At 56.3% G+C, this 20,652-nt stretch carries 20 protein-coding genes; 4 read left to right on the top strand and 16 right to left on the bottom strand.

The window, feature by feature from the left end:
• Positions 1-87: 87 nt before the first annotated feature.
• From PQR27_RS33920 to PQR27_RS33900, 5 genes are all read right to left on the bottom strand, one after another.
• Entirely contained in the window at positions 88-552 is a 465-nt protein-coding gene (locus PQR27_RS33920; RefSeq protein ID WP_408527908.1) for a hypothetical protein, read from the bottom strand.
• Between the two features lie 189 nt (positions 553-741).
• Positions 742-1,125, bottom strand: a complete 384-nt coding sequence (gene pcaC / locus PQR27_RS33915) for a 4-carboxymuconolactone decarboxylase (RefSeq protein WP_408527907.1) — start codon at positions 1,123-1,125, stop codon at positions 742-744.
• 133 nt (positions 1,126-1,258) lie between these two features.
• The gene (locus PQR27_RS33910) at positions 1,259-2,524 is read right to left on the bottom strand and encodes a Rieske 2Fe-2S domain-containing protein (protein ID WP_408527906.1); all 1,266 of its coding nucleotides are present in this window, start codon (positions 2,522-2,524) and stop codon (positions 1,259-1,261) included.
• Between the two features lies 1 nt (position 2,525).
• The gene (locus PQR27_RS33905; protein ID WP_408527905.1) at positions 2,526-2,855 is read right to left on the bottom strand and encodes a non-heme iron oxygenase ferredoxin subunit; all 330 of its coding nucleotides are present in this window, start codon (positions 2,853-2,855) and stop codon (positions 2,526-2,528) included.
• 83 nt (positions 2,856-2,938) lie between these two features.
• Positions 2,939-4,156, bottom strand: a complete 1,218-nt coding sequence (locus PQR27_RS33900; protein ID WP_408527904.1) for an NAD(P)/FAD-dependent oxidoreductase — start codon at positions 4,154-4,156, stop codon at positions 2,939-2,941.
• 222 nt (positions 4,157-4,378) lie between these two features.
• On the opposite strand from PQR27_RS33900, the gene PQR27_RS33895 reads away from it, so the two are divergent.
• Complete coding sequence (locus tag PQR27_RS33895; protein ID WP_408527903.1) at positions 4,379-4,951, top strand: MarR family winged helix-turn-helix transcriptional regulator; 573 nt, start codon at positions 4,379-4,381, stop codon at positions 4,949-4,951.
• 148 nt (positions 4,952-5,099) lie between these two features.
• Here PQR27_RS33895 and PQR27_RS33890 read toward each other — a convergent pair whose 3' ends face one another.
• From PQR27_RS33890 to PQR27_RS33875, 4 genes are all read right to left on the bottom strand, one after another.
• Entirely contained in the window at positions 5,100-6,296 is a 1,197-nt protein-coding gene (locus tag PQR27_RS33890; protein WP_408527902.1) for an MFS transporter, read from the bottom strand.
• Between the two features lie 423 nt (positions 6,297-6,719).
• On the bottom strand, positions 6,720-7,982 hold the full coding sequence (locus PQR27_RS33885; protein ID WP_408527901.1) for an MFS transporter: 1,263 nt from the start codon (positions 7,980-7,982) through the stop codon (positions 6,720-6,722).
• Positions 7,983-8,203: 221 nt separating this feature from the next.
• Complete coding sequence (locus tag PQR27_RS33880; RefSeq protein ID WP_408527900.1) at positions 8,204-9,238, bottom strand: porin; 1,035 nt, start codon at positions 9,236-9,238, stop codon at positions 8,204-8,206.
• 551 nt (positions 9,239-9,789) lie between these two features.
• Positions 9,790-10,563 (bottom strand): SDR family NAD(P)-dependent oxidoreductase, encoded by a 774-nt coding sequence (locus PQR27_RS33875; protein ID WP_408527899.1) that lies wholly within the window; start codon positions 10,561-10,563, stop codon positions 9,790-9,792.
• 218 nt (positions 10,564-10,781) lie between these two features.
• Between PQR27_RS33875 and PQR27_RS33870 the strand changes: the two genes are divergently transcribed.
• Positions 10,782-11,237, top strand: a complete 456-nt coding sequence (locus PQR27_RS33870; RefSeq protein WP_408527898.1) for a winged helix-turn-helix transcriptional regulator — start codon at positions 10,782-10,784, stop codon at positions 11,235-11,237.
• 27 nt (positions 11,238-11,264) lie between these two features.
• Here the strand turns inward: PQR27_RS33870 and PQR27_RS33865 are convergent, their stop codons facing one another.
• The 5 genes from PQR27_RS33865 to PQR27_RS33845 form a co-directional block, all read right to left on the bottom strand.
• Positions 11,265-12,005, bottom strand: coding sequence for an SDR family NAD(P)-dependent oxidoreductase (locus PQR27_RS33865; protein WP_408527897.1), 741 nt, complete (start codon positions 12,003-12,005; stop codon positions 11,265-11,267).
• Between the two features lie 70 nt (positions 12,006-12,075).
• Positions 12,076-13,041, bottom strand: coding sequence for a 3,5-dioxohexanoate:acetyl-CoA acetone transferase (kce, locus tag PQR27_RS33860; protein WP_408527896.1), 966 nt, complete (start codon positions 13,039-13,041; stop codon positions 12,076-12,078).
• 237 nt (positions 13,042-13,278) lie between these two features.
• Complete coding sequence (locus tag PQR27_RS33855; protein ID WP_408527895.1) at positions 13,279-13,836, bottom strand: TetR/AcrR family transcriptional regulator; 558 nt, start codon at positions 13,834-13,836, stop codon at positions 13,279-13,281.
• Positions 13,837-13,967: 131 nt separating this feature from the next.
• Positions 13,968-14,339, bottom strand: coding sequence for a tautomerase family protein (locus PQR27_RS33850; RefSeq protein ID WP_408527894.1), 372 nt, complete (start codon positions 14,337-14,339; stop codon positions 13,968-13,970).
• A gap of 163 nt (positions 14,340-14,502) precedes the next feature.
• Positions 14,503-15,378: a helix-turn-helix domain-containing protein gene (locus PQR27_RS33845; protein ID WP_408527893.1), complete on the bottom strand. Its 876-nt coding sequence runs from the start codon at positions 15,376-15,378 to the stop codon at positions 14,503-14,505.
• Positions 15,379-15,770: 392 nt separating this feature from the next.
• Between PQR27_RS33845 and PQR27_RS33840 the strand changes: the two genes are divergently transcribed.
• Both PQR27_RS33840 and PQR27_RS33835 read left to right on the top strand, forming a co-directional pair.
• Entirely contained in the window at positions 15,771-16,574 is an 804-nt protein-coding gene (locus PQR27_RS33840; RefSeq protein WP_408527892.1) for an SDR family NAD(P)-dependent oxidoreductase, read from the top strand.
• Between the two features lie 429 nt (positions 16,575-17,003).
• Positions 17,004-17,834, top strand: coding sequence for an enoyl-CoA hydratase/isomerase family protein (locus PQR27_RS33835; protein ID WP_408527891.1), 831 nt, complete (start codon positions 17,004-17,006; stop codon positions 17,832-17,834).
• Between the two features lie 131 nt (positions 17,835-17,965).
• Here the strand turns inward: PQR27_RS33835 and PQR27_RS33830 are convergent, their stop codons facing one another.
• On the bottom strand, positions 17,966-19,339 hold the full coding sequence (locus PQR27_RS33830) for an MFS transporter (RefSeq protein WP_408527890.1): 1,374 nt from the start codon (positions 19,337-19,339) through the stop codon (positions 17,966-17,968).
• Between the two features lie 138 nt (positions 19,340-19,477).
• Positions 19,478-20,611 carry a porin gene (locus tag PQR27_RS33825; RefSeq protein ID WP_408527889.1) on the bottom strand — a complete coding sequence of 378 codons (1,134 nt, stop codon included), beginning with the start codon at positions 20,609-20,611 and terminating at the stop codon, positions 19,478-19,480.
• Positions 20,612-20,652 lie beyond the last annotated feature (41 nt).

Genomic DNA, 20,652 nt, shown 5'->3' with positions numbered 1-20,652 from the left:
CGCGGATTCTTACGGTCCGCCCGTGACCGTAGATCCGCACGAAGAGTGGACGCCGCGCGGCGCCGGTGCCATGAAGGTCGCCATCACTCACGTACCTTCACCGGCAGCGAGCATTACAAATAGTTTGGCTGCTTCATTGCCCTGGGACAAAGCGCGCAGTGCAAGGGAGAGGGCTAGCTGCGCGTCGTGAGCGGCTGCACCACGGTCCTGATCGAAGAGCTTGACGGCGTGGCGCATATGTTGCGCCGCCTGATCGTGAAGCTCGGCTGCCGTTGCGTGATGTTTTGCCGCGTTTGCGCTGTGCGCGGCGTTTGTGCCAGAGCCGGGCGATGCAGGCGTTGGCGGCGTAGCGGCGCTATGCGCGCCAGCGTCATGTGCCTGATCGATAGCGTTCAACGTGTGGCCATGGGCCATCATTGCCTCGTGCGCGGCGTGCGCATAGTCCTGGCCGCCCTCGAAATGCCGCGACGCCGCACGGTGATATCGCGCTGCCTGTTCGTGGTGTGACGCGGCGGCTTCAAGATGCCCTTTTTTACTGTGCTTTGTATTCATACCGGCTCCTGCGCGACTGTGCGCGTCGCGATTCGCTGATGATAGACCTGCTTGCCTGAAGGCGCGAGAGATGCATCTGGTCTGATCACCCGAAAAAAATAACGGGCGGACAAATGGGGCTACCGGTTCCGCTTCCGGTTCCGATAAGTCCGCCCATCTATTGGCCGGGGCAACAAGCAAACAGAAGCCTTATAGGCTGGCCTCAGGTTCAAGGATATCCTGCAGCAGATGAAACGCCGAATTTGCCGCGGGTACTCCGCAATAGATAGCGGTTTGCATTAACACTTCTTTAATCTCTTCGGGCGACACACCGTTGCTACCAGCCTGCCGAAGATGAAGCGCGAGTTCCTCCTGACGGTTCAGCGCAACCATCATCGCTATCGTAAGCAGACTACGGGTATGCCGTGGCAACCCTTCTCTAGTCCATATCTCGCCCCACGCGTACCGGGTGATAAATTTCTGAAAATCCTCGGTCAACGCGGTACGGTTTGAAATAGAACGGTCGACGTGTTCGTTTCCAAGAACAGCACGTCGAACTCGAAGTCCATCGTTGTAATGTTGCTCGTCGTTCATAATTTCTTGAAGGTATGGATCCACCGCCCATTGATCAGATATGGACGGCTTGGCGAATCCTGAATAAGGAAGGTTCGGAAACAATGCCCTGATGCCCACACTGCGCCTACCGGGCCGTGCGACATTGAGGCATTCACTGAATCTCGCCGGCCTCTCTACGAACTTCGTATTCTTCCGGGGTCATCACCGTGTTCCAGCAACTGGTTTCCAACGCGTGGTTGATGGATTCGTCACGGATGATGTTGTAGGGTTCTTTGCCATTACGTATGTCCCGAAGAACCTGGCGATAGGTTCGCCTTAACATCGCAACGCCCATATCGGACTGTCCAAGATTCTCACGGGCGTGGATCGAAATCGGACCAATTGACTCAGTGGCTTCCAGGTCATCAGGCAAGCGCTGTGCATCTTCGTACGGACGCTCCCGCTGACCCGGTCGAAACGGCGTCTTCGTCCATGTTCCAGGGAGCCAACCGTCAAGAGCCTTGCCATCTGCATCCTTCGGCCAGGCCACGATGCTCATTCCGCGTATATGTTCGTCGTCAATCGGAACACACCAACTCATCTCCGTTGCCTTCTCCCTCTGGACTGGTTTCTCACCAGTCTGATGAATATTTGCCACCAGATGGATATTGGGCAAAATGACTTCGGTGTGCCTCTCGAGCCATAGCCCGTTGGGCAGGCGCTTCACCATGTTGTACCGTTGACCTAAGACCGTCTTCTCCCAGGATATCTTGGGCGCCGCATAGCCCACCTTTTCGCTCAAGACGCTATTAAACTGGTCTCCACTGATAAGGTTGTGCAGTTGCGTGAGATGCCACGGATCCTGCTGGTTCTCAAAATGCTGAAGCCAGTTGCAATCGCGTACAAATCCAATGGCGCGATCATCCCAAAGCCTCATTCCCTTCAACACGACGTCGTCCCGGTGGCGGACGTCGATAATGTCCAACATAGGCAACAACGGCGGAGCAATATCAGGCGGCCCCATATAAATGAAAACAAGACCGCCATATTCCATGAGCGGATATGCCGGATGCTGGACATTCATCTTCTCGCAAAACGTTGCATCCTCGCAGGGCATTTCAATGCAATGCCCCTGGGTGTCATAGAGCCATCCGTGGTAGCAGCACCGTAGACCGCGTTCCTCGATACGCCCAAACTCCAACGATGTACCACGGTGCGAACAATGAGGCTCTAACGCTCCGACATTGCCACGCTTATCACGAAACGCAACGACTTCCTCACCAAGAATCTTGATCTTTACAGGCAGATCCGACAAATCGTCGGAGAGACAGAGCGGCTGCCAATACCGGCGCATGAGTTCACCCATGGGAGAGCCCGGCTTGACCGATGTAAGTTCAAGATCCGGCCCGGGTACGACCTTTCCATATGCTGACTTCATTCTAGTTCCTCTCGAGTGGGGACCGCACCATGATCTTGCTGCCTTCGACCTTCACTTCGAAACGAATCAGGTCGCGCGTTGCGGGTCCCTTTTTACATTTCCCTGTCGGGATGTGGAACAGTGCCCCATGCAGAGGACATTCCACATGGTCGCCGTCAATAAATCCCTGTGACAGAAGCGCATCCGCATGCGGGCAAATGTCCTCCAATGCATGCAGGCTCCCGTTCGCTGCGTAGACGCCAACCGGTACATCCCTGATCTTTACAGACAGTGGAGTGTCCTCCGTCAGGGCCGACACTTCGCCGGCGCATATCCATTCGGATTCCTTCATTTCTATCTCCTTGTTAAGTGTTTTTCGACGTGCGTGGAATATCCCTGCGTATTTCGCTGAACACACAGGGGCTAAGGCGAAACCTACAGCGTTGAGAGATTTAAATTCAGGTTGATGAGATCAGCATCGCGCACTGGCTTTCCCGCTTCGATAAGCTTTCGCGCGGCTCGCACTTCTTTGGGCGTGTTCACGCCAACTGCCGCTACTACGACGTCCGCTTCAAGCATGAAGGTCAAACGTGAGCTGTCTCCCGTATGTCGCGTAACGCTTCGCTGGGCCTCGCGAGGCATGCCGTATATTTGAATGTTCGTCCCGTGCTGCTCGGACCAGAACCAGGGTAAGGGATCGTAGCAAGCGTGAGATCCGATCGCGACCTTTGCCGCCACCACCGCCTGCTCCATTGCGTTCTGCCACGACTCCAGCCGGATGAGACCGCCAGCCCACGAATTGTGGGAGACCGCCACGTCTCCGGCCGCCAAGATGTCGGGATCCAAAGTCACACAGCTTGGATTGACAACAATCCCTCTTGCGCAGGGCAGCCCGGCCTGTGCGGCAAGTTCGTCGTTGGCGACAAGGCCCGCACCTACAATTACGAGGTCGGTCTCGACCACCACGCCCGACTGATCCTTGACAAGAAGCCGATTGGCGATGCGCTCGATCTGCTTCACCGCGACAGAAGCGCGAATATCAACGCCCCGGGCAGCGTGAATGTCCCGGAGATGGCCCGCAATGTCAGAAGGCAATGTTCGTTGACAGATGCGGGAATTGCTCTCGAGGACGACGACTCGCTTGCCCATCGCAGTTGCCGTCGACGCCACTTCCAGTCCCACCCATCCACCTCCCACGATGCAAACGTGTTCAGCACTTGCCATTTCGCGTGCGATCCGATCGCAATCCTCCAAGGTTCTCAGCGTATGGACGCCCGGAAGGTCTATGCCATCTATGGCCGGCCTCAAGGGTCTTCCGCCGGTGCAAAAAAGCAGTTTGTCGTAGTGCAACTGAGTGCTGTCGCGCAGCATCACGCGTTTTTCTTGCCGATTGACTGAAGAGGCGGGCACGCCTCTGTACCATCGAATTCCCAGATCGGCGAACGCCTGGGAACTGAACACCTGCAGGCTCTGAGCGTTGACCGTCCCGGCGAGTGCGCCTTTCGACAACTCGGGACGCTCATAGGGGACATGTAGTTCATCCGTTGCCATTGAGATATCGCCCGAATATCCCTGATCACGAAGGGTGTGTGCAGCCCAAGCCGCAGCCTGCCCCCCGCCGAGTATGACAATTGATCGAAGTGCCGCACTCATAGCTGCCTCAATATAGGTAGTACACTACATAAAAGTATGTCGTGTACTACCTATATCTGTCAACGCGTATTCATGGGCAAAAAAGTCGGAGTCGAGCGGTTTCTGGCAAGATGAGCTTTAGCTGCCGGATTTGTGTGTACAAGAGCGAGATGCCCCGCCCGACATTCATTTGCTCGGGGCCGCACGTGTATCTACTGGTGGCGGGTCTATAATTTTTATCTTATGAAGAAGCCAACTGTCTCGAGCCCCTCGTCGTCACGCTCCCGGGAAGCCGGTAAGCAGCGTTCATCCATCGATTCTCGGCACGCGCGCAAGATCGCCGATCAATTTGATCTTCGCGAAGCACCCGGCCATTTGCTTCGGCGGTGCCACTCGCGTGCTCGAGCCATATTCGACGATCTGATCGGACGGCAAACCGGCCTATCGAAGCAGCAAATGGCACTGATGGTCGCCATTGCACGCATCCCTAACGCCACGCATGCCCAGTTATCGGAAGAAACAGGATTTGACCGGAACACGCTTGCCGACACGCTGGATCGTCTCATTTCGAAAGGCCTCGCTCGCCGGGAAAGATCAGAAATTGACGCTCGCGCTTATCAAATTCAGTTGACCTCAGACGGCATCAACCAGCTTGAGAGCTTGATCCCTTTGGCGCACGAAGTGCAACAAAAGATCATCGAGCCTTTGCCCGAAGAGCTAAGGCCCATATTTATTCAATGCCTGCGCATTCTCGCCGGGATCGATGAGGCCGACCTGCGGGATGCGCCCGGGTTAATAGCAGATGACGTTCGGTGAGACCGACGCCAACAGATCGGCTCGGTTTGACTCGCACCACGATCTCATGCCAGAAATGCGTACATTCGAGCAACGACAAGCAATCGAACTGTGCGCATTTTCGGCTTCTTGCTTCGACTGTGTATAAAACGGAGCGCGTCGTCTGCACTTACAGACGTGCTTCCTTCACGTCCATCCGCCCCACTATGATCACCATGACGACAGCAAGCGTAAGGATGATCGCGCCGACCCACATCGAACTATGAAGATTGATGTGGTTCACGACTACGCCGCCGACAAGCGACCCAAGTCCGATTGAAAGCTGAAACACGCTTGTGTTCATCGCCTGAGCCGCTTCCGGCGCATGAAGCGTCGCGTTATAGAGCCAAAGCTGTGTCCCGACGGGTGCCATACCCCACGACAACGCCCAGACCATAAGTCCGATGATTGCAATAACGGGATGCTGTGGAAATGCGGACAGGACAAGCAGCGACAGCAAAAAGAGCGCGACGTTTGTATAGACCGTCTTGTGGAGATCACGCCCAGCCAGTGCGCCTGCGACGAAGTTTCCAATCACTGCCACAACGCCATATGCGAAAAGCAACACACTGATAGCGTTGTTATCAAACTTCACCAGTTGCTCCAGATAAGGGGTGACGAAGGTGTAGCCGGAGTACTGCCCCGCGACGATAAAAATGACCGTCAGAAAGATTGCACGTACCTTTCCTGAACGCAACAGACCGAAAAAATCGCCGACAGAAACACCATGCTTCATGGCGATTTTCGGCAGAAAGAAAATCTGCAGCAGGAACACAATCACCGCCAGAACGCTCGCTGCCATAAACGCAATACGCCAATCGTAGTGAGCGCCAATATAGGAACCCATTGGGACACTAACGACGGAGCCCACGGAAATCCCGGCGAACACGAACGACGAGGCCTTATGGACCTTGTCCGCAGGAACCAGCCGCGCGGCCGCAGTGATGGAAATCGCCCAGAAGCCGCCGACGCCGATCCCCAGGACGACACGAGCCATGAGCAGGACTGGGAAGCTCGCCGCCATCGAAGACATCACGCTCGAGAGAATGAGCAGCGCTGTCAGCCCAAGCAAAACCAGCCGACGGTCAAGGCGTCGAATCGAGAGCGCTGTCACCGGCGCCGCAATGAATCCGAGAATCGCCGTTGCAGTGACCGCCAGACCCGCAGTACCCTCGGGCACCCCAAGGTCACTGGCGATGCCCGGCAAGAGGCCAACCGGAAGAAATTCGGTGACCACGAGGGCGAAGGCACCAAGCGCGATGGCGATGACGCCCAGCCAGGATGGGTTGAGCACCGTCTCGGCGCCCCGATGCGTCGTTGTAGACATACAATTTCCTCAAAGTTCTGCTGGGCATTCGCACAAATTGCCGCCCAAGGATGGTCCAATCCGCAGACGTGCGGGCCTTCCAGATAGCGACATCCCGTCGCCATGCAACAACTGAGTTGCATAACGCAACTATTTCAGACGAAGCAACCCAATCTGATCTGCGCAGGCACGGATGCGCTGAGTTCAAGTTGACCTTTTCTTCTGCTACTGAGCGAAGAAAGGAAGGCCGCAGCCGGTAAGCACGTCACACGGTCGTAGTATTGTAGTTCTATTATGCAACCAACGTTGCTTATCCCACGCTGGGCGCGCGGGTTTGAATTGCTCCACATGCAGATCGGTAGAAGCCGGGAATTCATGCGTCAGCCGATCCGTCAGCCGACGCACGCCGTCGTCCCATGAGGCCGTGGAACAGACAACGGTTCCCTAATGTATTGGGCTCTGCGCAGCAGCCGTCAGTACCCCAGGTTGGTTCGCATTGACGAAGACCACGACAGCCAGACAGCCGAATGCGGCAACACCCGCGGTAACGTAGAACGCGTTCTCGAAGTTGCCCGACCACTTCACCAGGAAGCCGGTAATCGCGGGGGCCAAAACGCCGGCGAGATTACCAACCAGATGCACGAAGCCGCTTACCGCGCCAACTCGTTCGCCGGGAACCGTATCAAAGACGATTGCGAAATAGCTCGATCCAGACACGTACATCGAAAAGACGGCAAACGTCATTAAGGCGACGGCCCCGTACAGATTGGTCACTGCTCCCGCGAAAGCCGTACAGACTGCCGCACATGCGAGACTGCAGGTAATAATCAGTTTCCGCGCAAAGATCGCCCGGCCCGTGAGCTTGAAAATGGTGTCGCAGATGAACCCGCCAGATGCAAGTCCGAGGAACCCTCCGATCCAGGGCACCACGTTAAATAGTGCCATCCGCTGGACCGTCAGATGCTGGCTCATCGTGAGATAGCTCGGGAACCATGAAAGGAAGAAATACAGCACATAAAAGTAGCCGAAAAACGCGAATGCCGTCGCCAGTGTCATCGGGCGCGCCATGAAGGAACCCAGTTCAGCGAGACTTGCTCCTTTTTCACGGCTCGGTGCTCGCCGGTCCAGTTCCTTCTGGCTGCCGTAAGGACTATCTTTCGCCACAATCATCCAGATCAGGACCCATACAATGCCCACCGACGCGATGGCCACGAAGCTTACGCGCCATCCGAACGTCAGGGCAAGGTAACCCACAAGCGGGCCCGCGAGCGCCGCTCCAAGAGGCTGCCCTGCATTTGCGATGCCGACAGCACTGGCCTGTTCATGCCGCGGGAACCAGTTTGCGACGAGTTTATTGGCCGTCGAACAAAAAGGACCTTCGCCCGCGCCAAAGATCACCCGGACGATAATGAGGCTCGTCAAGCTGTAACAGATGGCCGTCAGACCGCAAAAGACCGACCACCCGGTCATTGCCCATGTGAACACCGTCTTCGGGCCAAATCGATCTGCAGAATATCCACCTACGAAACAGAAAACCGTATAGCCGATGAAAAAACTGCTGAAGACCAGACCGAGGCTGGCTGGATCGAGATTCAGTTCGCGCACAATGAACGGCGCGGCGACGGAAAGTGCTGCTCGGTCAAGGTAACTTATCGCTCCTCCAAAAAATAGCAGCGATATAAGCATCCAGCGGACGCGCGAATTCATAATCTGTCTCCAATTTTTGTATTGCTGACTTGCAAGGCACTTCCTGCGACGTCCGCGTGGATGAATCAGGATTCCTGAAACAACCAGCAATTTGCCGTTGTAAGTAGCGTATTGCCATGCGAGCTATATTTCGTTCAAAAAAAGGCCTAAGTTGTCAAAAGCCGACGCGCAGCCTGTATGGCGATGGCCGCCTTCTGACCGTGAAGTCCACTCCTGCGGTATTAGAAGAGGAATCGCACGCCCGCCTGCAGACCGACGACATCGTGCCCGGCCACTGGCATGTTGATCGGGACTGGCGCAGCCCCTTTGAGATAAAACGCTGATGCACCACGGTTCCAGATTTTCGTGGCAACACCGTATATCTCCGTGCGCTTCGAGATGTCATGCGCCCACATCAACGACACCTCATGCGCAGATGCGGAAACATCGCCACTCACATCTGCGAACGTATACCCAAGCGAAACGCGGTCGAAAGTGGTCAAGGAATAGTAGGCCGACACACCGTAAAGGGAGACGTAGTTGCCGTTGCGCGATGAGGACGCGTTGAACGTGTTTCCACGGAAATAGCCAACGTAAATCCGCGCCTTCGCAATATCGTACGAACCACCGGCGAAGGTCGTCTTTACGCTACCCGTCGGGCCGATGCTTCGTGTTTCAACGTGCGTGATGCCCAGATACAGAGGCCCTTTCTGATATTCGGCAGCACCGATGTATGAGCTTCCGCTGACAACTGACCCCGGTTGATTTCCTGAAGCAAAAGCAAGTTCACCCGAGAATCCACCAAAAGAAGACGTTCGGTAATCTATAACGTTATCGAATCTCGGCGCGTAGCCGCTCATATTGTTGAGCCCGGATCCGTATGTGGCGCCCGCGAAGCTATCCAGCTTGCCGAGAATGTAGAACTGTGGAGAATTCTGCCGCCCAAAGCGCACTTCGCCCGGCTTGCCGGAGAATCCGACCCACGCCTGCCGGTTGAACAGACGCGTCTGATCCGCAAGCGCACCCGATTCAACGAAGAAGCCGCTCTCGATGGTGAAGTTAGCGCGGTATCCACCACCGAGGTCCTCGTGTCCGAGAAGACCAAATCGATTAGCCATCAAGCCGCCCCCGTTCAACCCAATACTCGTCCCCTTTCCGCCGGCCTGGTTGTATCCGATGTAGGAATCCATCACGCCGTACAGCGTCACCGATGAATCGGCGTGTGCTGTACAACCAAGTGCGAATATCAATCCTCCTGCTGCGAGTTGCTTCTTCACTGACGTCTCCACTCACTTATGTTGTATTAGTTTCTCAATAGCGATTCGACATGCAGCGTAGTGAATCCAGTCATCAGCATTGAGAAGATCTGTCCAATACTTCGGCCTACCCAACGGTCAGCGCATTATTCCGTCGAGTTGAACACGTAACGATGCGACCTGAATCTAGCGCGGATAGGGAATTCTGAATTCCAAAAAATCGCCACCTTCGCCGCAATCTGGTCGAATATGTTGCGGGCCGCCCCGGCTCGGCAACACAGAAGTGAAAAGCGTTTGGAGTGCTTCCCATTGCATGGGAGATGGAGTACAACCGAAACGGCTGTGTCAGCGCGATGCGCTTTTTATTTGAGAAAACCGTATGGGTATCAGCGCGTCTCAAGCTTCATTTTTATACTGATTGCACGCGCCGAACCATGTCCCTTGAAGTGCCCGCCCGGGTGGCAGGTGGGCGACGTCCAAATCCGAAGGGTCCATTCACCCAATGCAACTTCCCAGCCAGTCGAAAGCGACTAGCGCGGCAGTTGCATTGCGGAATGAAAGCCATAATCTCATCAATGCCGATGAGCCGGCGCGCCCAAAGGGGCTCCCGTTGCACCTCCATCCGCAACCAGTTCGGTGCCAGTGATGTTCGAAGAATCGCTAGAAGCCAGGAACAGTACTGCCTTCGCAATCTCTTCAGGCTCAGCTATGCGTCCAAGCGGGATGGTCGTCACGAGAGTGGCTTCGAGCGCCGCCATCTCTTCGTCATTTGACGCAATGGGCGACCAAACGGGTGTACGTGCGGCACCAGGTGTAATCTGGTTCACCCGGATGCCCCGCGGCGCGAACTCTGATGCCATCACACGTGTCATTGAGCGCACTGCCCCCTTCGACGCCGCATAGGCAGACCAACCCGGCTTGCCCAAAACCGCGTGAACGGAACCGTTCAACACGATCGATGCGCCATCGTTCAGATGGGGCGCGGCCGACTGAACCGTGAAGAAGACGGAAGTGAGATTGGTTCTCACAATGTCCTCAAACGCCTCGAACGTAGTTTTTCCAACAGGAGTCAAGCCGCTGATGCCAGCATTGGCGAAGATGATGTCGAGCTTGCCGAATGCCGCCGCTGCGCTGTCCACGGCCCACTGAATCGAGTCGGCATCGGTCACGTCGGCGTTGATCGGAAGAAGATGGGGGCCCAGTTCTTTCGCAGCTGCGTCGAGCGTTTTCTGGTTACGGCCGGTGATAGCCACTCTTGCGCCCTCCGCGATGAACAGACGGGCCGTCGCCAAACCGATACCGCTGTTCCCACCCGTGATAAACGCAGTTTTTCCGTTAAGTTTCATTTCATTCTCCAGCAATGTAACCATTCGTTTTCAGTCTTTCCCGACCAGGCGGCTGGATACGGTCCCACGCCATTTGCTCCCGGCCCTCAGCGAAAGAGTTAAAATTGTGGTTTAGTTATAAAACCGGGTGACGCATCCCTGCGAATCGGGGTCGAGTCATCGTTTATGATATTTTTTCAAAATCGAGTAACAGTTCTTGAAAGAAAAGGCGGGCCAAAGTGAGGAGAAAGAGCTTTGAAAACAGCGTTTGCACAATCGCGCGCGCGCTTGACGTAATCGGAGACTGGTGGTCTTTGCTTATCGTCCGCGACGCCATGGGTGGCGTTCGTCGGTTCAACGAGTTCCAGCGGAGTCTCGACATCCCGAAGAACATCCTCACCAATCGACTAAGAGCGCTGGTCGAGCATGGAATACTTGAACTGATACCCGCGGCGGACGGCGGCGCATATCAGGAGTACGTGCTCACCGAACGAGGCCGCGCGCTGATGCCCGTGATAGTTGCACTTAGCCAATGGGGTTCCCAGTATCTTTTTGAAACCGGGGAACTGGAGTCCGCGCCTGTCGACATCAAGGCACAACGGCCGCTGCGCAAAATTGAACTGCGTTCGCACGACGGTCGCGCCCTTAAAACCAAGGACATCTTTGTCCCAAGAGCTCCCATTACGCCGGTGTGAGGTTCCTCTTTCGCTCATGTCCACTACTTAATACGGCTCGCCGTACGGACGCAGGTCAAGTTCCTGCGTCCACGCCGTGCGCTCCTGACGGTGCAGATGCCAGTACGTATCAGCAATCGCATGTATGTCCAGTAGCCCATCCGGACCCGTGCGCTCGAAGCGCTGCGGTTGCGCATTCTTCAATCTCTCACCGTTGATACCACCATCAATAATGACGTGAGCAACGTGGATTCCCTGCGGGCCAAACTCCCGCGCCATGCTCTGCGAGACCATTCTCAGGCCGGCCTTGGCTGCTGCAAACTGCGCGAACCCCGCATTCCCGCGCAAGCTTCCCGACGCACCGGTGAAAATCACTGTTCCGCGCCCCAGCGGCACAAGGTGTCGCACTGCCTCGCGCCCAACGAGAAAACCTGCAAAACAGCCGACACGCCAAAAATCTTCGAACAGTTCCGCCGAGACGTCACGAAAGTCAATTCGCTTGTTATTTCCTGCGTTGAAAACAATCAGGTCGGGTACCGCCCGGCCCGATGTGGCAACGAACGCGTTTTGAAAAAGGCTAACCACCTTGGTCTCTGATGTCGCGTCGGTTACGATTGCCTCAGCGCTACCGCCCTCTTCCACAATCAGAGAAGCAACGCGACGTATCTTCGTTGCGGTCCGCCCTGCCACGACGACGTGATATCCCTCAGCAGCAAACTTTCGGCATAAGGCGGCGCCTAGCCCTTGCTCGGCCCCAACCCCAACTACGACTGCGCTCGGACGTTCCATACACACCTCACTGATCGCTTAAGAGTCAAACGGTATCATAACGCAACCAGTTCATGCGCGCTTCTGCCTTTCACCGGCCGGCGATAGCCGTTACCTGTGCGTTGCCGCCTATCCGCACGTTATCCATACCCTTGAGTGCGAGAATCCGCCTGGCTTCGTCCGGCGTCGCCACCTCATATCCGTGGTCCTCAATCAGACCGCGCGCGATTCTCACCTGCTGAGCGTTTGAATGCGCCAATTGCCCCTTGCCCGCCCACAGTGAGTCTTCGAGACCGACACGTACGTGTCCACCCATTGCTATCGCCATGTTTGCAATCGGCATTTGATTGCGACCGGCGCCCAGTACCGACCAGACGTACCCGTCTCCGCCAAAAAGTCGGTCGGCGGTTCGACGCATATACACGACATCATCAGGGTTTGCGCCGATGCCACCAAGGATGCCGAACACTGACTGGATGAGGAAAGGCGCCTTGATGAGGCCACGGTCCACGAAATGCGCTAGCGTGTAAAGGTGGCCGATGTCATAGCACTCCACTTCGAATCGCGTGCCGTTATTCGCGCACGTGCGAAGGATGTACTCGATGTCGGCGAACGTGTTTCTGAACACACGTTCGCGGGAGCCTTCGAGATAAGGCTTTTCCCAGTCTTGCTTGAATTCCTTGAAGCGCTCGAGCATCGGATAGGTGCCGAAGTTCATTGAGCCCATGTTTAGCGACGCCACTTCGGGTGCAAAAACGGCCGCCGGCTGAATACGCTCCTCGATCGACATCGTCGGGCCGCCACCCGTCGTCAGGTTGATGACTGCGTTGGACCTACTGTGAATGACGTCCAGAAAAGGCTTGAACAGCGCAGGCGATTGGTCAGGTCGACCTTCTGCATCTCGCGCATGGAGATGCACGATGGCTGCGCCGGCTTCGGCGGCTTCGATTGCCGATTCCGCAATTTCTTCGGCAGAAACCGGAAGATAGGGCGACATACTGGGCGTATGAATCGAGCCGGTAATCGCGCAGGTGATAATGACTTTACGGTCCTTCACAACGTTATCTCCTCGTCTTGCAACTGATCTGGCTACGCTCGCACAGCCTCAACATCTTTCACATGCTCGGTGCGAGACAGCACACCGGCAGTGAGCTTGATGGAACGATACCGTCCAGATCCCGGCACAGCGTTCGAAAAAGCGTGTGTTTTACGAAAAAGTGCCGTGCGAGTTGCGTCAATCAGTGCGAGGAACGCATAGAACGTTCGAGGCAACGTTTCTTCGAAGATAGGTTCGTCACGCCTTCTTCTGCTTAAGCCAGCTGAGCGTAAGGGAGGTAAGCTCCTTGGCCAACGCGTCATCGTTCACCGCTCGGGCGAGCATGACGGCCCCAATCATGGCGGCCCAACTTCCTACAGCTGTTCTACGGCGCTCGGAAGCATTGCGGCCAGAGGCAGTCTCGCTGAATTTCGCGACCTGGTCACGCACACTTTGTGTAATGACGTCACGCGTCCCCTCGGACGATCGTGAGGCCTCGGGACCCAATGCGGCAAACAGGCAACCACCGCCGCGGTCATTCCTGTGCGTATCGGACAGATAGTATTTCGCGAAATCTGCGAGGTCTTCCCAGACAACTTGTGAACCACCTTCGCCAAACAGCACGTGTTCGCAAGCGTGCGTGATCAGCTCTTCCTTTGACGAGAAATAGCTATAAAAAGCACCATGTGTCAGACCGGCTGCCGACATAATCTCGGCGACGGTCACGTCCTCAAATCCTCGCTCCCGAAAGAGCTGCGACGCGACCGCAAGAATCTTTCCTCGATTCTCAACAACCTGTTCACGACTAATCTTCATCACCGCCCCCGTCTGTCAAGGTGACATTATATCTGACGATGATCATAATTAGATCAAGGGGCGGCGTACGGCAGGGCGCCGGTGCGGGCGTTACCTGGTCCCAGCGGAGGCGCCAGGAGAAGAACGTCGAATCAGGCGACTGGCGCCTCAGGGAGACGGTCGCCGTGGCGGAAGGTGTATTTCGCGTCGAAGAGTTGGATGGCGATTTCAATTTCGTCTTCCGACTGCCCCGTTATCCGGCTCCACGTAGAACTGATACGCAGGCCGAGCTTGTGCACGGTCTCGTCGCGCCTGCCTTTACGGATGTTGCCAAGAATAAGCGTCTCACTGGTCGCTTTTCCGGCTCGGAAGCTGCTCTCAGGCGGCAGATCGTGGAAGATGACGGCGATGTTCTCCAAAGGAGAAAGAATCGTCTCATGAATGACTTCGGTGAGCGCCGTAGCAAGTTCGCTCTTTTTTGTCAGATCTAGTCCAGCGCGGCATTCACAGATAAAAGATGGCATATCACAGCTCCGGGTTAAGTGCCGATGCACATTCGGAGTCTAGATGGCAAAGACGCATGGGGCTTCCAACAAATTGCCGGGACTTATCAAATAGCGACGCAGACCTGTGTGTGCCACATAGCCTCTGATCGCATCTGGTTTCAAGCCGACGCCTCTGGTGTCGTCACGTCGCCGACGAGCGCCGGAAGTCAGACGGCGACACGCCCGCAATCTTGCGGAAGCTGGCCGAGAAATGTTGCGCGTGACTGAACCCGCAGGCCAGACCGATTTCGGTCACGCTCTCACCAGTCTCTTCCAGGCGGCGCTTTGCCTCGCTCACTCGTTGCTTAAGAAGATACTGGTGCGGAGAACTGCCCATACTCTCCTGGAATGCACGAAGGAAATGACGTGAACTCAGCCCGGTTGCCTCCGCCAGCGACGCGATACTTATCGGATCGCCAAGATGCTCACGGATATATTCCTCGACGAGCCGCAGGGAACGACTTGAGAGCCCTCCGCGTCTTAGCGCGCGCATCTGCGATGTACTCGACGCCCTGACGATGTACGCGAGCGCCAGCAATGCCCATCCTTCAAACATCAGATCGAAAACGGGGTCGGGAGACGCCGCTTCACGACACAGTATTTCCAGACCGCGCATGAGTTCGCCGTGTCCCGCAACAACGGCCGGCCGACATACGCGTGCCCCAAGATGCCTTTCCGCGAATGGACCATCGAGAAAGACGATGGCGTAATCGCATGCGTCCGTCGTGTCTAACGACGCGCGCACCTCCACGTTGGGAGGAACAACTATCAAGTTTGACGTCTTGGAAATGCCCGATGTGACGGCGTCATCATCGAAGGTGCCCTTGAATCGCAGTATTCCGCGGCGGTACCACACGAGAGAAAAGCTTGGTTGCTTGAAGTGCCAGTCGATTCGCCCCGTGCAACTCCGTTTGAGCAACTCGATACGGGAACAGCTGGTATCGGCAATCGTCGACGACGTGAGGTCCGCACCGACCACGGACCTTATCGATTCACTACAGCCTGCAACTAGATTCATTTCGTCACCCACGTGTCAAAGCTGGCTCATCAGGCTCGCTATCGGTCTGCCACTGCAACCAGTCACGTCAGTATTCGCGTGCATGCCCCTGAGTCGCAAGTGCGGAAAACGCTGATGAAGATTCCGACCACATTCGCCAGACCTTGCCTTCGTGACTGGAGCCCGGTTGCGCCATGTAACCGTTCATGTCCATTTTTACGCGGCGCGACGCACGCGTTGACTTTAATCAGGATGTTCATCATAATTAAAAGCACGAGCACTACGATCGCTATGTCTGCAACATCGGGCCACCAAATCGGTGAATTCAGTATGGCGAACTTCTCTTGACAATGCAGGGTTCGTCGTTCGTGGCGGCGCACATCCTTGCCCATCAACAAACCTGGTGAAATGCTATGAGCTATAACGCAGCAAACAAAGGTACCGCGGTAGTTACCGGTGCGTCTGCCGGCATCGGCATGGTCTATGCGGACCGACTTGCGAAGCAGGGATACGATCTGCTGCTGGTCGCCAGACGTACCGATCGCCTGCAAGAGCTGACCAAAAGTCTGTCTGCGAAATATGGTGTGACGGTGAAGTTCCTTGCCGAAGACCTGACGAAAAAATCGGGTGTCGACGCAGTCGTGGCCGCGATTACGGCCGACCCAACGGTCACGATGCTCGTCAACAACGCGGGTGCTGCCACGCTATCTGGCTTCAATGACGCCGATATCAGCAAGCACGAAACCATGAACGGGCTCAATGTAGACGCGCTTGTCCGTCTGAGCTACGCAGTTCTCCCGTTGTTCAGGCAGCGAGACAATGGCGTGCTCGTCAACATCGGCTCCGTCCTCTCATTCCATACGATTCCTGTCAGCGCGGTGTATAGCGGCACGAAGGGCTACGTGATGAACTTCACCCGCGGCCTCCAGCAGGAAGTCGTTGGTACGAACGTGAAGGTGCAACTCGTTATGCCTGCATCGACGGAAACGGAACTGTGGGATATCGCCGGCATCCCCGTCGCAAACCTCCAGAAAGACAGCGTGATGAACGCCGACAATCTCGTCGACGCTGCATTGGCTGGCCTCGCGCAGGGCGAACTGATTACGCTGCCCTCCGTGGAAGACTCGACACTCTGGGAAGAATACGACGCCGCTCGCAGCAAACTGTTTGCAGCTACGCAAACAGGCAAGCCGGCTTCGCGCTATAACATCGCTTAAGCACGCGGCATCGCGGGGAGCCCATCAAGGGCCCCTGCGTGATCATTAATGCGATTCACGCGGTCCGTAATGCTCGCCTGCTTTCCTCATAAGTCCACAATCTTCGAAGACGTCTCTCGACGTCATCGCCGTCCAGCAGTCCCCGTCTCGTCCAACGCCCCAGCAACGCTGCAACGCGATCGCTGAACGCTTCGTCTCTGCGTCGTAGATGCTGGTAAGCGTCCCCAAACGACGTGGCTGGCACGTCCCTCCTAAGCAACCGCATTTCGGCCATCCGCCATCGAACCTTCACATCACGCCATCAATAAAGTTGCATAATGCAACTCAATGTATTACTATCATTTCAGTCTCATTATGAGACCACTTACCAACCTGGTTGCGACGGACGACAACGCTCGTTCCTCGCCATGCTTATCAAGGACATTCGAAATGACTATTCACAAACGTCTTACCACCAAGGAAATCTCGCCGTCGTACTGGCGTGTCGTGATTGAGAATCCCCCAATCAACCTCTACGACCCGGAAATGTTCGCTGAACTGCGTGTTCTGATGGACCGCATCGAGGCCGACCAGGAACTGAAGGTCATCGTCTTCGAAAGCGCGAACCCGGACTATTTCGTTGCCCATTACGACCTCGTGCGCGGCGAGGTTATTCCGGAAGTCAACGGCGCTGCGGAATTTAGCGCCTGGCCGAACTTCGTTACCCGGCTGGCGCAATCGCCCGTCGTCAGCATCGCGATGGTCCGTGGTCGTGCGCGCGGTCACGGTAGTGAACTCGCACTGGCTTGCGACATGCGCTTTGCGAGCCGCGAGAAGGCCGTGTTCGCGCAGGTGGAAGTCGGTGTCGCCGTTGTTCCGGGCGGCGGTGCGACTGAATGGCTGGCGGCGCTTGCAGGCCGCTCGCGCGCGCTGGAAATCATCATGGGCGCCGACGATTTCGACGCAGATACGGCTGAAAAATACGGTTGGGTCAACCGTTCGATTCCTGACGCAGAGCTCGACACATTCGTCGACAACTACGCTCGCCGCGTCGCGAGCTTCGATAAGCGCGCACTCGAGCTCGCCAAGAAACTGGTTAATGCGCGCGCCGGCGTTCCGTCGGACGCAGACCGTTGGTCATCCAACCAGGCCTTCGTCGGCACGACGGGCTGGCCGAACACGCAGAGGCTGGTAACGAAGATGCTGGATGCCGGCCTCCAACAGGCGGGGGACGTCGAATATCGCCTGGGTCATCACGTCGCACGCTTGAACCAGGAGTAACCGGGTATGGAGAGTCCGGCTGCCGTAATTAGCAAGCCGCCGGACTCCGCTGTGGGTAACGCCGTGACTGCGCTTCGGACCTAACAAGAAAATCCGGGCTCAATTTACATAGCTGCTTCTATCGTCGAATCTCACGCACGCGGATCGACAATTGTCGCCCGCAAGCTTCGCTGCCTCCTACTAACCGATGTCGCGACAAGCAATGCCATGGCTGCGATAAACGCGGGCGCGGCCATCGACGTCAAAATGGCGATCATGCTATAGCCGGCAGCCGAAAGAGCTCCGCCACCGAGTGCGCCGAGAATTCCGCCCAGGCGACCGACGCCCAACATCCACGCAACGCCTGATGCACGCCCGTGCGTGGGATAGAACAGTGCCGCAAGAGCTAGCATCGACATTTGCGCACCCGTCATGCAGACACCCGCGGCAAAAGTCGCGATTCCGAGCGACTGAACATCAGTAGCACCTTGCCCCATCGCGCAAACAGCGCCACCCAGCAAAAGAAACGCGAGGGCGACCACCCGCCACGGATCAAAGCGGTCCATCAACCAGCCACAACCCAGTGCGCCGATCACGCCTCCCGCCGGAAACAGTGCCGACACCAGCGATGCTTGACGCAGTGTGAACCCAGCATCATGGATCATCGTCGGCATCCAACTCGTCAGCATGTAATAGACGAGCAAGCCCATAAAGTAAGCTAGCCACAGCATCAGTGTGCCGAACCTATAACGAGCGGAAAGGATGAGAGCAAGCGGCGCGCTTTCCTTTTCGCCCACCCGGTCGAACACAGCGAAGCTTGAAGCAGTCACCGGCTCCCCATTTGCAATTCTTCGCAGCACCCGGCGAATCTGTTCATCGGGCCAGCCCTTGATCACCATGAATCGCACCGACTCTGGCAGCGCAACAAGAGCACACGCAAGCAGCACAGGCGCAATGCCGCCCGCGAGGAAGATCGAGCGCCAGCCGAAGTCCGGTATTAATGCGGCCGACACCACGCCACCTGCCGATGCACCCAAGGTGAACCCGCAGAACATGATGTTCAGCAGCAAAGATCGGCATCTGGCAGGCACGTATTCCGACAACAAAGTTGTCGAGTTGGGGAGTGCCGCGCCAAGCCCAATTCCGGTAAGAAATCGGAACGCCGACAATTGCCAAACACCCGAGGCAAATACACACGCGATCGTCCATGCGCCAAAAAAGCAGACCGATCCGACCAGAACTTTGCGGCGCCCGACCCTGTCGGCGAGCGGTCCAGCAAGCAGCGCACCAATCGCGAGACCTACGAGCGCTGCACTCAGTACGGGTCCCAGCTCGATTTTTGTTATTCCCCACTCTTTCGCGATTGCCGGCGCAACGAACCCGATGGCGCTAGTATCAAATCCATCCAGCGCCACGATCAGAAAGCAGAAAAACAGAATCAGCCACTGATAGGGTGAGAATCTACGTTCGTCGATAAACTGTTCGACGTTGAGTACATCCTGCTCGCCGATATCCTTTGTGCTCATGCAAGCTCCGTGATGAAGCACGTGGAGTGTTCGTCAGAACACTATCCACCTGCCTGGGTTAATCATTACCTTTGCGGATCAAGGAGCGCGATGCGCGGCGCCCCACTCCAGAAACACGCGCCGCGTCCATGTGCCCAACTAGAACGAATGCCGAATCCCTACCATTGCGGCGAACTGGCCGATACCCGCCGCCGGCGTTGTACCCCCGCCCCCAGCGCTTGCAGAAAAGCGTGCTTTATCGCTGTTCCACAAATACGTGCCGTTGACATAAACCGCTGTCGCTTTCGACAAGAAGTAAGTGGCGCGCACCGTTGTCATCGTCGCCCGCGCGTCCTGCTCCCGCACCACAATTCGAAACCCTTCGCCATCGATAACAAAGCTCGGTGTAACGAAATATTGCGCACCTATGTAGTAAAGATTCGACCGCACGTCTGGCGCCGCCACCGAGTTTGTCTCGACGAGTCTCCCCAGCCATCCCGCTCCGAGCTTCAACCCGGCAAGCCACACGTAGCCGTTCGCTTCAATACGCGTGTCCTTGTCCGCGCCTGAAGCGATGGGAAAAGTCCCGAGGCCGTCAAAGAAATTCGCTGCGGCGTTTGTACCGCCTCGCTGCTCGTCGTACGCTGTTGCAACACCAAAGCTTGCAGCGTCATATTTGAGCATTGCACTCCACTCCCGGCATTGGTTGAATTGGCCCGGGACCTGACCAGCGCATGTACCCTGCCCGGGTGAATTGCCGGTGCCAGCAGAGTCGCGCCCGAACGAATACAAGGCCCCGACTGTCACCCCTTTAAAGGTTCCCTTGTAGACGACACTGTTATCGCTACGCGCATTGGGTAGATAGTTGTCCAGGGCGCCAATCCCGTGGACATCTGGGCCAAGCATGTCTGCGTCAGACAAAGCCCAAAAAACCATGTTGTACTGGCGTCCGAAGGTTAGCGCCCCCCACGGTCCGTTAAGACCGACCCAAGCCTGGCGTCCAAAAAGCCGCCCGCCTTGCCCAATATCTCCCGCTCTCGTATTGAAGCCATTCTCAAGCGTAAAAATTGCCTTCCACCCGCCCCCGAGATCCTCGGTCCCGCGAATTCCCCACCGAGACGGCAATTCCCCGCTGATGGCCGGCATCCGAACGACGCGATCGCCAGCGGAATTTGCATGAGACACATACTCGATGCCGGTATCGATCAAACCATACAGCGTGACGCTGCTTTGTGCGAAAGCCGATGCACTCAACATTCCCAGACCAAGCGCCGCAATTGCTCCAAGCCTCATATCTCCCCCAATGATTGTCTAGTCACTTCGTTATCCAAAGT

The sequence above is a fragment of the Paraburkholderia fungorum genome (genome assembly GCF_046027215.1).
In the GTDB taxonomy this organism is placed as follows: Bacteria; Pseudomonadota; Gammaproteobacteria; order Burkholderiales; family Burkholderiaceae; genus Paraburkholderia; species Paraburkholderia fungorum_D.
Note: the sequence above shows the minus strand (reverse complement) of the source record. Positions and strands in the feature narration are given on the sequence as shown.